This window comes from Burkholderia sp. Leaf177, assembly GCF_001424345.1.
Taxonomy (GTDB): domain Bacteria; phylum Pseudomonadota; class Gammaproteobacteria; order Burkholderiales; family Burkholderiaceae; genus Caballeronia.
On record NZ_LMPF01000002.1, the window covers coordinates 186,278 to 201,136 of the forward strand.

At 57.7% G+C, this 14,859-nt stretch carries 11 protein-coding genes; 7 read left to right on the forward strand and 4 right to left on the reverse strand.

Features of this window, described 5'->3' with window-relative positions:
- Window positions 1–581: 581 nt before the first annotated feature.
- From ASG35_RS04645 to ASG35_RS04655, 3 genes are all read left to right on the forward strand, one after another.
- Window positions 582–2,504 (forward strand): PrkA family serine protein kinase, encoded by a 1,923-nt coding sequence (locus tag ASG35_RS04645; RefSeq protein ID WP_056353292.1) that lies wholly within the window; start codon window positions 582–584, stop codon window positions 2,502–2,504.
- Window positions 2,505–2,725: 221 nt separating this feature from the next.
- Window positions 2,726–3,991 (forward strand): YeaH/YhbH family protein, encoded by a 1,266-nt coding sequence (locus ASG35_RS04650; protein WP_056353293.1) that lies wholly within the window; start codon window positions 2,726–2,728, stop codon window positions 3,989–3,991.
- Entirely contained in the window at window positions 3,988–5,640 is a 1,653-nt protein-coding gene (locus tag ASG35_RS04655) for a SpoVR family protein (RefSeq protein ID WP_056353296.1), read from the forward strand. The genes ASG35_RS04650 and ASG35_RS04655 overlap by 4 nt, the downstream gene beginning before the upstream one ends.
- A 71-nt stretch (window positions 5,641–5,711) precedes the next feature.
- On the opposite strand, the gene ASG35_RS04660 is transcribed toward ASG35_RS04655, so the two are convergent.
- Complete coding sequence (locus tag ASG35_RS04660) at window positions 5,712–6,794, reverse strand: AI-2E family transporter (protein ID WP_056353298.1); 1,083 nt, start codon at window positions 6,792–6,794, stop codon at window positions 5,712–5,714.
- Window positions 6,795–6,987: 193 nt separating this feature from the next.
- Window positions 6,988–8,610 carry a tetratricopeptide repeat protein gene (locus tag ASG35_RS04665; protein ID WP_056353301.1) on the reverse strand — a complete coding sequence of 541 codons (1,623 nt, stop codon included), beginning with the start codon at window positions 8,608–8,610 and terminating at the stop codon, window positions 6,988–6,990.
- Window positions 8,611–8,822: 212 nt separating this feature from the next.
- Between ASG35_RS04665 and ASG35_RS04670 the strand changes: the two genes are divergently transcribed.
- The 3 genes from ASG35_RS04670 (at window position 8,823) to ASG35_RS04680 (ending at window position 11,122) form a co-directional block, all read left to right on the forward strand.
- The gene (locus ASG35_RS04670) at window positions 8,823–9,407 is read left to right on the forward strand and encodes a TetR/AcrR family transcriptional regulator (RefSeq protein ID WP_056353302.1); all 585 of its coding nucleotides are present in this window, start codon (window positions 8,823–8,825) and stop codon (window positions 9,405–9,407) included.
- 81 nt (window positions 9,408–9,488) lie between these two features.
- The gene (locus ASG35_RS04675; protein WP_056353782.1) at window positions 9,489–10,466 is read left to right on the forward strand and encodes an SDR family oxidoreductase; all 978 of its coding nucleotides are present in this window, start codon (window positions 9,489–9,491) and stop codon (window positions 10,464–10,466) included.
- Window positions 10,463–11,122 (forward strand): NAD-dependent epimerase/dehydratase family protein, encoded by a 660-nt coding sequence (locus ASG35_RS04680; RefSeq protein ID WP_056353303.1) that lies wholly within the window; start codon window positions 10,463–10,465, stop codon window positions 11,120–11,122. Before ASG35_RS04675 ends, ASG35_RS04680 begins: the two co-directional genes overlap by 4 nt.
- A 36-nt stretch (window positions 11,123–11,158) precedes the next feature.
- Here the strand turns inward: ASG35_RS04680 and ASG35_RS04685 are convergent, their stop codons facing one another.
- Window positions 11,159–12,163: an aldo/keto reductase gene (locus ASG35_RS04685; RefSeq protein ID WP_056353786.1), complete on the reverse strand. Its 1,005-nt coding sequence runs from the start codon at window positions 12,161–12,163 to the stop codon at window positions 11,159–11,161.
- Window positions 12,164–12,241: 78 nt separating this feature from the next.
- The gene (locus tag ASG35_RS04690; RefSeq protein ID WP_268761111.1) at window positions 12,242–13,666 is read right to left on the reverse strand and encodes a DHA2 family efflux MFS transporter permease subunit; all 1,425 of its coding nucleotides are present in this window, start codon (window positions 13,664–13,666) and stop codon (window positions 12,242–12,244) included.
- Window positions 13,667–13,750: 84 nt separating this feature from the next.
- Here ASG35_RS04690 and ASG35_RS04695 point away from each other — a divergent pair, with 84 nt between their 5' ends.
- Window positions 13,751–14,611 carry a LysR family transcriptional regulator gene (locus tag ASG35_RS04695; RefSeq protein ID WP_056353308.1) on the forward strand — a complete coding sequence of 287 codons (861 nt, stop codon included), beginning with the start codon at window positions 13,751–13,753 and terminating at the stop codon, window positions 14,609–14,611.
- The last annotated feature ends 248 nt before the right edge of the window (window positions 14,612–14,859 follow it).

Sequence of the window (14,859 nt, forward strand, 5' to 3'; positions counted from 1 at the left end):
CCGCATCGTAATGTATGGATGAGAGCGTTACTAAATGACGGCGCGCACCATGTTGGAAAAAGGGCATAAGGTCTGCATCGTTTAGGCTTTGATGCGCGTATATACGCATGTAGTCAGCCGTTCACCCCGCCGATACAGAAGCTAATACCGGTGGATAACATGTGGATGAGTCTGTGGATGAACGGTAGATAAGCTCGGCCTAAGGCAATGGATAAGCGGACGTTAAGTGAACGATGGGCGAACACTAAGCGACCACTAAGCGAACGATTAGCAAGAAGTACAAACGCGGCGCGCAACTCGTCCGCGGCAGCAGCAGCCCGGTTGTTTGGCTGCTAACGTGTCGCATGGGTCCAGGGCTTGTACAGCAAGGCTGTGCAGCTATTGCCGAAGACGTTTCGCGAGTCGGGATGATGATTGTAGGTGAACGAAAATATTCCACCAAGCTAGGAATACTTCGAAGCAAATCAGCAACGCATTTGCATGAAAAAAAATTCGAATAGGTTTAGGATGAACTGAAGCGATGTTGTTCTGATTAGGCGCGCCGCGCACACATTGCTTTCTGACTTCGGCGAGGAGGTAGCATGGATATCTACAGCAGTTTCGCGACCCGCTTCGAAAAAACCCGCGAGGAGGAATTCTCGCTCGAAGAGTATCTCGCGCTCTGCAAAGACGATCCTGCAACGTATGCAACAGCGGGCGAACGGATGTTGGCGGCTATTGGGGAACCGGAGTCAGTCGACACGCGCACGGACCCGCGTTTATCGCGTGTGTTTGCAAACAAGGTGATCAAGGTGTATCCGGCATTCCGTGAGTTCTACGGAATGGAGGAAGTGATCGAGCAGGTGGTGTCGTACTTCCGGCATGCAGCTCAAGGGCTGGAAGAGAAGAAGCAGATTCTGTATTTGCTGGGTCCGGTAGGCGGCGGCAAGTCATCCATTGCCGAACGTCTGAAGCAACTGGCCGAGCGTGTTCCTTTCTATGCAATCAAGGGCTCGCCCGTCAACGAGTCGCCGCTGGGCTTGTTCGACTACGACGAAGACGGTCCCATTCTCGAAGAGCAATACGGCATCCCGCGCCGTTACCTCAAGAACATCCTGAGTCCGTGGGCTGTTAAACGCCTGCACGAATTCAATGGCGACATCCGCAAGTTCCGCATCGTTCGCCGTTATCCTTCCATCCTTCGTCAGATCGGTATTGCCAAGACCGAACCGGGCGATGAAAACAATCAGGACATCTCGTCGCTCGTCGGCAAGGTCGACATCCGCAAGCTCGAAACCTATTCGCAGGACGACGCCGACGCCTACAGCTATTCGGGTGGTCTGTGTCTCGCGAACCAGGGTTTGCTCGAGTTCGTAGAAATGTTCAAGGCGCCAATCAAGGTCTTGCATCCGCTGCTGACAGCAACCCAGGAAGGCAACTTCAAGGGCACGGAAGGCTTCGGCGCAATCCCGTTTGACGGCGTGGTGCTGGCTCACTCGAACGAGTCCGAATGGAAGACGTTCCGCAACAACAAGAATAACGAAGCACTGCTCGATCGTATCTTCGTGGTGAAGGTGCCGTATTGCCTGCGCTATGGCGAAGAGATGAAGATCTACGAGAAACTGCTGCGTAATTCTTCGCTGACCAACGCCGTGTGCGCGCCTGGCACGTTGAAGATGATGGCGCAAATGGCGGTGTTGACGCGCCTTCATGAACCGGAAAACTCCAGCCTCTTTTCGAAGATGCAGGTCTATGACGGCGAGAACCTGAAGGACACGGATCCGAAGGCGAAATCGTTTCAGGAGTATCGGGATTTTGCTGGTGTCGACGAAGGCATGAACGGGGTGTCGACCCGCTTTGCGTTCAAGATTCTCTCGCGCGTGTTCAACTTCGATTCCACGGAAGTTGCCGCCAATCCGGTGCACTTGATGTATGTGCTCGAACAGCAGATCGAGCGCGAACAATTTCCGCCGGAGACTGAACAGAAATACCTGTCGTTCATCAAGGATGTGCTGGCGTCGCGTTATGCCGAATTTATCGGCAAGGAGATTCAGACGGCGTATCTGGAATCGTATTCCGAGTATGGTCAGAACATCTTCGATCGCTACGTGACCTATGCCGATTTCTGGATTCAGGACCAGGAATTCCGCGACCACGACACAGGCGAAAGTTTCGACCGTGCTTCGCTGAATGCGGAACTGGAAAAGATCGAGAAGCCTGCCGGCATCAGCAATCCGAAGGACTTCCGCAACGAGATCGTGAATTTCGTGCTGCGGGCGCGGGCGGCGAATGGCGGCAAGAACCCGGCGTGGATCAGCTACGAGAAGCTGCGGGTCGTGATCGAGAAGAAGATGTTCTCGAATACCGAAGAGCTTTTGCCGGTGATCTCGTTCAACGCCAAGGGATCGGCGGAAGAACAGCGCAAGCACGAGGACTTCGTTAACCGCATGGTCGCGAAGGGCTACACGCCGAAGCAAGTGCGTCTTTTGTGCGACTGGTATCTGCGGGTTCGCAAGTCGTCGTGATGCGTGGCACTGCGTTCAGTCTTGAGCCAAGGAGGAAATCTGTTCCCAAGCGAAATCAGGCAAAACGTGATTGAATCAGTAGTGTGTTGCTAGTTCCATAGTCATACGTTCGCGTGACGCCGGCACCCAGCCGGTGAAACGCGAGCACCTTGGCGAGTGCTGGTGGTTCGCATCGGACCACGGACGCTTCGCTTCCTCGCCAATTACGCGGGAGACTGGATGTGCTGCATCAAATCATCGACCGCAGGTTAGCCGGTAAGAACAAGAGCATTGCCAACCGCGAACGCTTTTTGCGTCGTGTCAAAAACTACATTCGCCGCGCGGTGTCGGACGCCGTTCGAGACCGTAGCATCAAGGACATTCAAAGTACGCAGAGCATCACGATTCCGAAAAAGGACATCGCCGAACCGTCGTTCCGGCATGGACCTGGCGGAAAGCGCGAGCTCGTGCATCCGGGTAACGCCGAATACATTCGTGGCGACAAGATTGCTCGTCCGAACGGCGGCGGAGGCGGTGGCGGCAAGACCGCGAGCAACGAAGGCGAAGGGCAGGACGACTTCGTGTTCGAGCTTTCGCGGGAAGAGTTCATGCAGTATTTTTTCGATGACCTCGAACTGCCGCGTCTCGTGAAAACCCAGTTGGCCGCAGTGCCGACATGGAAGAACGTGCGTGCGGGTTTTTCGGCGGAAGGTACGCCGAACAACATCGACGTCGTCCGGTCGCTGCGCAGCGCGCTTGGGCGCAGGATTGCGCTGGGTTCGCCCTTGTCGCGCCAGTTGCACGAAATGGAGCGCCAGCTCGAAGTACTTCTCGACGAGAAAGGCGACCCCGAAGTAATAGCGCGGCTCGAAGCCGAGATCGTGATCATGAAAGGGCGCATCACGCGGATTCCGTTTATCGACCCGTTTGATTTGCGTTACGTGAACCGCGCCAAGCAGCCAACACCTTCCAGCAAGGCGGTGATGTTCTGCCTCATGGACGTGTCCGGCTCCATGGACGAACAACGCAAGGACTTGTCCAAGCGCTTCTTCATTCTTCTGTACCTGTTCCTGAACCGCAATTACGAGAAGATCGAAGTGGTCTTCATCCGCCACCACACGCGTGCGGAAGAAGTGGACGAAGAGACTTTTTTCCATTCGACCGAAAGCGGCGGCACGGTGGTATCGAGCGCGCTGGAGCTGATGAAGAAGATCATGGACGAGCGTTATTCGCCATCGGAATGGAACATCTACGGCGCGCAGGCATCGGACGGCGATAACTGGACCGACGATTCACCCAAGTGCCGCAAGCTTCTTTCGGAAGACATCCTGCATAAGGTGCGATATTTTGCGTACATTCAGGTGGCGCCCGAAGAACAGAACCTCTGGGTCGAATACGCTCATCTGGCCCAAAGCGCGCCGGAACTCGCGATGAAAAAGGTCGAATCGGCTGCGGATATTTATCCGGTCTTTCGCGAACTGTTCGAAAAACAACAGGCGGCTGCATGACGACAAGGCATTTGGACAACGAAGCACGTGGGTATCATCTGAAACCTGGCGAAGAATTGACTGCACAAGACAGCGCGCCGCAAAAGGCCAGGAAGCCGCGCGCGAGCGCGACGCCGGAAGGAGACACCATGAACGTGGCGGAAAAGAGGCCGTTGCCGTGTCCGTCGGACTGGACCTTCGAGCTTATCGAGGAGTACGACACCGAGATTTCGCGCGTCGCGCAACGTTATGGGCTCGACGTCTATCCCATTCAACTCGAACTGATCAGCGCCGAGCAGATGATGGACGCGTACGCGTCGGTGGGAATGCCGGTGAATTATCGGCACTGGTCGTTCGGCAAGCATTTTCTCTCGACCGAAAAGAGTTACAGGCGCGGACAGATGGGTCTCGCGTACGAGATCGTCATCAACTCGAATCCGTGTATTGCGTACTTGATGGAAGAGAACACGATGACGATGCAAGCGCTCGTCATCGCGCACGCGGCTTACGGGCATAACTCGTTCTTCAAGGGCAACTATCTGTTCAAGCTGTGGACGGATGCGCACGCGATCATCGATTACCTGGTTTATGCGAAGAATTACATTGCGGAATGCGAGGAGCGGCACGGGATCGATCGCGTCGAGGAATTGCTCGATTCATGCCACGCGCTGATGAACTACGGCGTCGACCGCTATAAGCGGCCGCAGAAGTTATCGCTGGCAAAGGAAGCCGCCGCGCGGCGCGAACGCGAAGCCTATTTGCAGTCGCAAGTGAATGAGCTTTGGCGCACGTTGCCGAACAAGAAGGCGACGACAACCGAAGAAATCGAAAGCCGATATCCGCCGGAACCGCAGGAAAACCTGCTGTATTTCGCGGAGAAAAACGCGCCTTTGCTCGAACCTTGGGAACGCGAGGTGATTCGCATTGTGCGCAAGGTCGGGCAATATTTTTATCCGCAGCGGCAGACGCAGGTCATGAACGAAGGCTGGGCCACGTTCTGGCATTACACGTTGCTCAACACGCTGTACGCGGAAGGCCGGCTCGAGGACGGCTTCATGATGGAGTTTCTCCATTCGCACAGCAACGTGGTGTATCAGCCGCCCGTGACCAAGCAGTATTACAGCGGGATCAATCCGTATGCGCTCGGCTTTTCGATGATGAGCGATATTCGCCGCATCTGCGAAAACCCGACGGATGAAGACCGCGAATGGTTTCCGGAGCTCGCGGGCAGCGATTGGCTAGAAGCGCTGCATTACGCCATGCGCAATTTCAAGGACGAGAGTTTTATCGCGCAGTATTTGTCGCCGCATTTGATCCGCGAGATGCGTCTGTTCTCCATTCTCGATGACGACATGCGCGACTCGCTGGAGGTATCGGCAATTCACGATGAAAGCGGTTACAGGTACGTGCGGCAGGCGTTATCGCGTCAGTACGACATGCATCATCGGGAGCCGAATATCCAGGTGTATTCGGTGAATACGCGCGGCGATCGTAGCCTCACGCTGCGCCATTTCATGACCGATAACCGTCATCTCACCAACGACAGCGAAGAAGTCCTGAAGCACATGGCGCGGCTGTGGCAGTTCGATGTGTACCTCGAAAGCGTCGATGAAAATGGCACGGTCAGGAAACGCTTCGATTGCAAATACACGGGCGCGGAACGGCGCTGAATCTAGTTGAGCTTTATAAAAAAACGGCTCGCTGATCCAATCAGCGAGCCGTTTTCATTCAGCAGGCAAACTCAGACCTTATCGATGGTCCGCGTTCCTTCAGCCTGACCTTCTTCGTTTTGCGTGAACAGATCCCAAGCCGCCATGAACAACGCGGCGATCAACGGTCCGATCACAAACCCGTTGATACCGAACAGGCCCATTCCGCCCAAAGTCGAAATCAGTACGACCCAGTCCGGCATCTTCGTGTCCTTGCCAACGAGAATGGGGCGCAGGATGTTATCGACCAGACCGATGATGATCACGCAGAACGCGATCAGGATCACGCCCCGCCAGATATCGCCGGTGAGCAGGAAATACGCTGCTGCCGGCGCCCAGACCAGCGCTGCGCCGATGGCCGGAAGCAGCGACAGGAACGCCATCAGCACGCCCCAAAGCAACGAGCCCTGGATGCCGAGGAACATGAAGATCATCCCGCCGAGAAAACCCTGAGCGGCGGCAACGGCGATATTGCCCTTCACGGTTGCACGCACGACTGTCGTGAACTTGGCGATCAAGTGCTGTTTCGGCGCTTCATCGAGCGGCAGCGCGCGGCGAATGCGCCGGCCGATTTCGCCGCCGTCTCGCAGCAGGAAAAACACGAGGTAGAGCATCACGCCGAAGCTGATCACGAACTGGAACGTGTTCTGGCCGATGCTGAACGCTTGTGTCGCAACGAACTGGCTGATCGCGGCGGCGCCGTCGGTAAGCCGTTTCTGGATGCTCGGAATATCCGTCAACCCGAAGCGGCCGAGCAGCGTCTGCACAGATTTCGGCAGCGCATGAATGGCTTCCTGGAAGTACGTGGTGAAATTGGGCTGGCCCGACTTGATCTGCGTATAGGCGAGGCCGATCTCCTGAACCAGCGTGGCCGCGACGAAGCTCAGCGGCAAGATCACGATCACGATGGTCAGCCCAAGCGTTGCGAACGCAGCCAGATTGCGGCGCTTGCCGAATTTGGCGGCGAGGTAACGCTGCATCGGCTGGAACAGGATGGCGAGAATCGTGCCCCAGAATATCGCGCCGAAGAACGGTGTCAGGATCCAGCAGAGGGCGACCGTGACTACAAACAGCAGGATGTGGAAGAACTTCTGGTGAACCGAGTGGTTATTCATAAGTGCCTTGATATGAGGCGAACTGAGCGAGGGAGTGGGCTTCAACGCCTGGCTCCGATAGAAGCAATCGCCGGACGGGAAGCATTAGCAAATTTTGATCCACCCGGCGTTTTGCGCAGATCTGAAGCTAGAAAAAGCCGGCTAGAAACCTATTGTTAGCGAGCTAAGGTTCCGAAACGAATTGCCGTGCCGCTCAAACGGGAGGACTTGTAAGCGCGGTCAGATCATGCGCAACTCGATCGAGTACTTCGTCCCACTGTCCAAACTGCGCCTGCCGGTACAGTGTGGCTGTCGAGTACCAAGGGCTGTCATGCCGCTCTAGCTGCCATGGCCAGTAAGGATTGACGTCGAGCAGTACCCACGTGCGCTGGCCGAGCGCGCCGCTTAAATGAGCGACCGACGTACATACGGTAATGACCAGATCCAATGCGCTGACGAATGCCGCCGTGTCGTCGAAAGTGGAGAACTCCGCAGTCCAATCAGTGATAGCGAGACCCGCTGCCTGCGCAGCGGCAAGGTCTTGGATCGCGCCGGGTTGCAGCGAATAAAAAGCCACGCCTTCGAGTTCACGGAACCGGGAGGCGCAGCGTTCCCAGCCGATGCTCCGAAGGTGATTGCGGCCGTGATCGAGGCTTCCGGTCCATGCAAGTCCGACTTTGATCCGTTTTTCTCCTGCAAGGCGCGCGCGCCATGCCGCTAGTGCCGCTGCATCAGGCGTTAGATAGGCGTGCGCATGTGGAATGACGGCTGCATGGGTGCCGAGCCGAAGTGGCAGGCTCAGCAAAGGGACTTCGTAATCAAAGTGTGGCAGGGCGTCGACGCGGGCTTCAGCTCTGTATTCGTCCACGTGTTCTCCCAGGCTGCGCAACAGCAATTCGCCCATCTGCGGAAAAGAGTTCCAAATTATGCGCCCACCTTCCTTGTGGACACGTGCGGCCATATGGGGGATGTATCGGCAGAACTGCAGCACGTCGCCCATACCTTGCTCGCCCCACACCAACAACGTTTTACCTCTAAGTAGCTCGCCCTGCCAACGCGGGACATTGAACAAAGGGCGCGCGTCGAGCTTCATCAATAATGGTGTCTGCCAGCGCGCTTCGTGCCCAGACCAGCCTTCGGCGTAATTGCCGCGCAACAGGCGCATTACTGATAGGCCCACGCGAAGTGAAGCATCATCGGGAGCCAGACTCGATGCGACAGACAGATGGTGTTCTGCTTCCTCCCACCTCTGCGCTTCCTTGAGTGCCAATGCAAAATTGTTCCGCGCGCCCGTGCTGCGAGAGTCGAGCTTCACTGCTTGCTCGCCGGCAGCCAGCGCTCCATCGAGGTCCTGACACGCTAGCCGGGTGAGCGCGAGATTGCTCCAGGTATCGCTATTCGCCGCACCTGTATGGACGGCGGCGTCGAGAATTTTTAATTCCTCGACACGGTCGCCGCCCGACATCCTGAGTGCTATTGCAAAGTTATTTCGCAGGTTGGGGAAGTCGGGCTCAATAGTCATCGCGCGGCGATATGGGTGCAGTGCGTCGTGATGCCGTTGCGCCGATTGCAGCGCGTACCCGAGCCGAAAATTTGCCGCGACGCTGTCCGGGTCCAGATGAACGACAGCTTCAGTGAGTGCGGCCGCTACTTCGTACTGCTCTTGTTGAATCAGCTCAACTATCAATCCATCAAGTGAGCGATCATCCATATTTTGGAGATGTGACGCTGCCTGCAACCAAATCGTTCGGGCTTCGAGTCGTCCATCGTCCTGCGCGTCTGCCGCGTGGCGCAGAAAGGTAAGGAGTGGCTGCAAGACAGAATGTGCAAAAGCCATAAAAGATTTAGAGATTGGGCAGCTCGTATGATGGAAAAAAAGAAAGAGTTAACACTGCCGATGCACCTCATAAATGAGTGCCTCCGGCATTAGACCAATCGCCATCGTCATACCTGCGAGGACTAAGTAAATTTTACCATCGCTGGTTGTGAGCCAACTCTCATAAAAAGGTTATAATTGAGTATTCACTCATTTAACCTGCAAGACCTTTAATGGCCCGACCCAAAAGCGACGACAAACGCAATGCGCTACTTCTCGCCGCAGAGCAGGTGTTCGCCGAGCGTGGCCTGGCCGCAGCGCCTACCTCGGTTATCTCGAAGCAGGCGGGCGTCGCCGAAGGGACGCTGTTCACGTATTTCCGCACCAAGGACGATCTGGTCAACGCGTTGTATCGGTCCATCAAGCTTGAACTCGCTGATGCCCTGATGGCGCATTTCCCACGACAAGGCCCGGTGCGTGATCGGCTCGAGTATGTGTGGAACGCGTTCGTGGATTGGGGCGTTGCCAATCCGCAGCGGCTGAATGTGCTCGACCAGTTATCGGTGGCCGACATTGTCACCGACGAGTCGAAGGCGGTTGGCTACGAGCCGTTTGCCGAGATCGAAGCGCTCGCGCAGCACAGCATCAGGACGGAAATATTGCAGGCGTATCCGTGCGAATTCATTGCGGCGAGCATGAAAGCGCTAGCCGAAACCACAATGGGATTCATGAACGCTTATCCCAATGAAGCAGGGTTGTATCGAAAGATTGGCTTCGATGTGTTTTGGCGGGGCGTTGCACGCGAAGCGGCTGATTGATGCGGTTGCCTGAATACCCGGTGTTTTTATCGCCGATTTAATGACTGATTACTCACGCAATTAATTCGAGATGCTATGCAGATGAGCACATGGACTACCGCCGATATCCCGCCGCAAACTGGCAAGCGCGTTGTCGTCACGGGCGCGACGGGCGGATTGGGATACGAAACATCGCTGGAATTGGCACGTGCAGGCGCCGAGGTGATTCTCACAGGTCGCAATGACGCTAAAGGCCGTAGCGCGCTCGAGCACATCCGCCGCGAAGTTCCTCATGCGCGCGTCAGCTTCGAGATGATCGATCTGGCAAGTTTGAAATCGATCTCGCGCGCCTCGGAACATCTGCTCGCTGAAGGCAAACCAATCGATATCCTCGTGAACAATGCCGGCGTCATGATGTTGCCGCAGCACGAGAAAACCATCGATGGCTTCGAACGCCAGTTCGGCACCAATTATCTCGGGCACTTCGCGCTGACCGCGCAGTTGCTGTCGCTGCTGCAAAAAAGCGCTGCGCCGCGCGTGGTGAATTTGAGCAGCATCGCGCACAGGCGAGGGAAGATCGCCTTCGATAACCTGCAGGGCGAGCGTGTGTACAAAGCCTGGCCCGCCTACGAGCAATCGAAGCTCGCCATGCTCATGTTCGCGCTCGAGCTGCAGCGGCGCAGCGACGCAAACGGCTGGGGCATCAAGAGCCTCGCCGCCCATCCGGGATTCGCACGGACGGATTTGATCGCGAACGGACCGGGAACATCGGGCGTGCTTGCCATCGCAAGCCGGCTACTGTCGCGGTTCGTGAGCCACAGCGCGGCTGAAGGCGCGTTGCCCACGCTCCTCGCCGCCACCGCGCCGGAAGCACGCGGCGCCGCGTACTATGGACCGAAGGGTTTTCAGGAACTGACCGGGGCGCCATCGGAAGCGCGGATTTCGCACCAAGCCACTGACGTGGGAGTCGCCGCAAGGCTCTGGGATGTATCGGTGAAACTCACAGGTGTGGAGTGGGGCGCGAAGAACGGAGAAACGCCGGGTGAAAAGCGTGGCGTTCAAACGCCGGAGAACATATGAAAGTCATCATCTTTGGCGCGACAGGCATGGTCGGGCAGGGCGTGTTGCGCGAGTGTCTGCTCGACGCTGACGTCGAACGGGTTGTCGCTGTAGGGCGTAGTTCCACGCGGCAACTAGATCCGAAGTTCGCGGAAATCATGCATGGAGATCTCTTCGATCTCACCGCAATCGAGGACCAGCTGACCGGTTTCGATGCCTGCTTTTTTTGCCTCGGCGTGTCGTCGTTCAGAATGAAAGAGGCCGACTACGCGCATCTGACTTACGACCTGACGTTTGGCATCGCGCGGGTTTTGTCGCGGCTCAATCCGGGAATGACGTTCTCGTATGTCTCGGGCTCGGGCACGGATTCAACCGAGCGCGGCAATTCCATGTGGGCGCGAGTGAAAGGGCGCACCGAGAACGCGCTCCTGCGCATGCCGTTCAAGGCGGCGTATATGTTCCGCCCCGGAGCGATCCAGCCGATGGACGGCATCCGCTCGAAGACGCCCCTGTATCAGGCAGCCATATCGTTGATGAGCCCGTTGTTTCCGCTGCTGCGACGCTCGTTTCCGAACGCTATAACCACGACGCAGCAACTCGGCCGCGCGATGGTCGTCACGGCGAAAGAGCGTGGCCCGTCGAGAAAATTCGAGCCGCGCGACATCACGAAGTATTAGGTTCGCACGTGCCGCGCGGTCCGGCATTTTCGTGGATTAACGCGCGGCGTCGCCCCAGCGATATTCCTTCGTTGCATCGTCGAGTTTCGCTTTCAGCGCGTCGTCGAGCTTGAGGTCGACAGCGGCAAGGCTATCGGTCAATTGCTCGGGCTTGCTCGCCCCGATGATCGCCGATGTGATCGCCGGATTCGACAGCACCCAGGCCACCGATGTCTTCGTCAGCGACTCGCCGGTTTCATCGACGATCTTCTGCAGCTTCGCGATAGTCTCAAACTCGCGCTCGTGCCAATAGCGCTGCGAATACATCTCGCCAGCCTTGCCGACCGTGCCGGTGAAACGGCCATCGGATGGTTTGGCATCGTGTTTATGCTTGCCGGTCAGCAAGCCGCCCGCGAGCGGGTTATAGGGAATCACGGCGAGATTTTCGTCGGCGGCGAGCGGCAGGAGTTCGCGCTCGATCTGACGGAACAGCAGGTTGTATCGCGGCTGGACGGAGATGAAACGTGCCACGCGCAGGAAGTCGGAGCGCCCGAGCGCGGTTGCAAGCCGATAAGCCAGGAAATTCGATACGCCTATATATCGCGCCTTGCCGTGGCGCACGATGATATCGAGCGCTTCGAGGGTTTCATCGAGCGGCGTTTCGCGATCGTCGCTATGCAACTGGTACAAGTCCACGTAATCGGTGTCGAGCCGCTTCAGCGATGCATTGATGGCGTCCAGCAAATGCTTGCGCGACGCGCCCTGATCCCACGCCATCGGGCCCATCTTGCCAACGGCTTTGGTTGCAAGGATGAACTCGCTGCGGCGCGACGGCGTGTCCTTCAGCCATCGGCCGACGATTTCTTCCGTGCGGCCCGAACGCGTTTCGTCAGCGCCGAGTGGATAGACGTCGGCGGTATCGATGAAATTCACGCCCGCTTCCGCGGCGCGATCCATGATGCTGCGCGACACGTTTTCTTCAGTCTGCAAGCCGAACGTCATGGTGCCGAGGCACAGGCGCGAAACGGTCAGGCCGGTCTTCCCAAACTTACGATATTCCAAGGCGAACTCCTCGAGCGATTGACCAGGTTGAAGATTCAACAAGCTTAAACGCTACCGCCGATGCTTGCAGACGAAGGCTCAGGAAGTCGCGGGGCGAGCAGCGGGTCGCGGGACGGCATCGAGGAAGCGGAACACGATGGCGGACGCCAAAGTGACCACGCCCACGCACACGAACGCAATGCGAAAGGCCAGCGCCGCGGAGCCGAGGCTCGTGGAAAAGACCGACACGAGGCCGCCGCCAATCGATACACCCAGTCCGATTGCGAGCATCTGCACCATCGAGAAAAGGCTGTTGCCGCTGCCGGCGTCCTTGATCGACAGTCCCTTGAGCGTGACGCTGTTCATGGCTGCGAACTGCATGGAATTGCACGCGCCGAACACGGCGAGAATCGCGATTTCGATGACAAGCGGCGTGCTCACCGAGAACGAAGCGAAGCCGACTATCGACGCCCCGACGAGAATGGTGTTCCACAGCAGGAAATTGTCGTAGCCGTAGCGCTTGACGAGCGGCGTGATCCAGCCCTTCGCGACCGTTCCGGCGAATGCGGCGGGCAGCATCATCAAGCCGGAATGCAGCGGTGTGTAGCCGAGCTGCAATTGCATCAAAAGCGGCAAGAGAAACGGCACGGCGCTCGATCCAACCCGGCACAGCAAGTTGCCGATTAGCCCGACGCTGAAGTTCGGCTCGCTGAACAAGGACAGCTTGAAGAGCGGATTGGCCCGGCGCCTTGCATATGGAATGTACGAGAGCGCGGCAATTGCGGAAACCGCGAACAAGCTACCCGATACCAGCACCTTGTGGGTCTGCGCGGGGCTATCGAGCGCCATGGAAAACGCGACCATGCAGAGCGACAACAGCGCGCCGCCAATGAAATCGAAAGGCGGGGCATCGGCGATGGCGTCATCGGGCAGAAAACGCTGCACGGCGAGCAAACCGACTGCGCCGATCGGCACGTTGATCAGGAAGATCCAGTGCCACGAAAACGATTCGACGAACCAGCCGCCGAGCGTCGGGCCGAGAATGGGGCCGACCTGCCCGGCAATGGAAATCACCGCGAGCGCAGATACATAAGCCTCGCCGGTCACGCTGCGAAGCACGGCAAGCCGTCCGATAGGCAGCAGCATTGAACCGCCGATGCCCTGGATCACGCGCGCCACGATCAGTTGATTGAGCGTTTGTGCGTTCGCGCAGCAAAGCGATCCGATCACGAACAACAGGATTGCGACGAAGTACACGCGCCGCGTGCCAAAACGATCCGCGAGCCAGCCCGAGGCGGGCGTCAGAAGCGCCATGGTCAGCGTGTACGCGACCACGATGGGCTGCATGGCGAGTGGCTGCGCGTGAAGGCTCCGCGCAATGGAAGGCAGGGCGGTATTGACGATGGTCGTGTCGAGCGCCTGCATGAAAAAGCCGACGGCCACGATCCAGAGAAGCGCCGTATGTGAATTTTTTGGGGTCATTCGTGTGTTGCTGGGCTGTTGTAGCGCGGAATCCCGTGCAATGTGAAGATTTTAAGACGATGCGTGGTTATCGGGAACCCCGTTGGCAACATTGACTGTGATCGGTATATCCGATAACAATGCCGAATGCTCAATCCTGTCTGGCTGAACACGTTCGCGACGGTGGCCGCGTCGCATAGTTTTACCGACGCCGGCCGTCAGCTCAGCCTGACGCAATCGAGCGTCAGCGAACACATCCGGCGCCTGGAGGATCACGTAGGCCGCCGCCTGCTTGTCCGCGATACCCATTCGCTTGCACTTACCGCCGACGGCGAAGCCATGCTCGTCCACGCCCGCGTGATCCTCGAAGCCATGTCGCATGCGGAATCGCAATTTCGTTCGCCAAGATTACGTGGCCGCGTGCGCTTGGGTTCATCGGACGATATGGCGCTCGGGCCGCTGCCTAGCGTGCTCGCCGCGTTCCGGCGCACGCATCCCGATGTCGAGCTTGAAATCACCATCGGCATGACGGGACGGCTTTATGAACGACTGGATGCGGGCGCTATCGATTTGTTGATCGGAAAAAGGCGGCTGGGCGACCGGCGCGGCATTCCACTCTTTTCCGGCAAACTCGAATGGCTTGCGCGGACCGGGACCGAAGTGGATCTCGCGCAGCCGCTGCCGCTGATTCTCGTCGCCGAGCCGAGCGTCACGCGCGCCGTGGTGCTCGATGCGCTTGCGGCCGTCGGCGCCCGATGGCAAATGGTTTGCACGAGCAGTTCGTATGCGGGGTGCATTGCAGCGGCGCGTGGCGGGCTGGGGCTCACGGTGCGCTCGAATTTTTTGTCGGGCAGGGGATTGGCGCCGCCGGCCAATCGCGATGAATTGCCTGAATTGCCGGAAGTCGAGTTCATCGCGCTGGCAGCGAAGCATCTGAGCCGACCGGCGCAAACGCTGCTGGAACTCCTGCAAGACAGCGACCTGCGCGGCGAATGGGCCGGTGAATGAGCGGGTGAATGAGCGGTGAATGAGCGCAGGTCAACGTCAGGCATGCGGCGTGCGAAAGCGCTGGCGCGGCTTGGCGCATTTATCCGTGGGATTAATCGGCTTGTAAGCACAAGGTTGTGCAAACACAACGCGCGGCGGATTGGATTCCTTTCAATAAGAAGCTTCTTATATATTGTGCGGCGTCGGCCTAAAACGGTCTCAGGCTTCAGGCGACAGTCCCATACCGTCCGCGGTAATCAACCTGTAAT

Coding starts and splice junctions, on each gene's coding strand:
- ASG35_RS04665 (WP_056353301.1), bottom strand. CDS start 8,610: ATGGCTTTTGCACATTCTGTCTTGCAGCCACTCCTTACCTTTCTGCGC.
- ASG35_RS04655 (WP_056353296.1), top strand. CDS start 3,988: ATGACGACAAGGCATTTGGACAACGAAGCACGTGGGTATCATCTGAAA.
- ASG35_RS04675 (WP_056353782.1), top strand. CDS start 9,489: ATGAGCACATGGACTACCGCCGATATCCCGCCGCAAACTGGCAAGCGC.
- ASG35_RS04660 (WP_056353298.1), bottom strand. CDS start 6,794: ATGAATAACCACTCGGTTCACCAGAAGTTCTTCCACATCCTGCTGTTT.
- ASG35_RS04645 (WP_056353292.1), top strand. CDS start 582: ATGGATATCTACAGCAGTTTCGCGACCCGCTTCGAAAAAACCCGCGAG.
- ASG35_RS04695 (WP_056353308.1), top strand. CDS start 13,751: ATGCTCAATCCTGTCTGGCTGAACACGTTCGCGACGGTGGCCGCGTCG.
- ASG35_RS04670 (WP_056353302.1), top strand. CDS start 8,823: ATGGCCCGACCCAAAAGCGACGACAAACGCAATGCGCTACTTCTCGCC.
- ASG35_RS04680 (WP_056353303.1), top strand. CDS start 10,463: ATGAAAGTCATCATCTTTGGCGCGACAGGCATGGTCGGGCAGGGCGTG.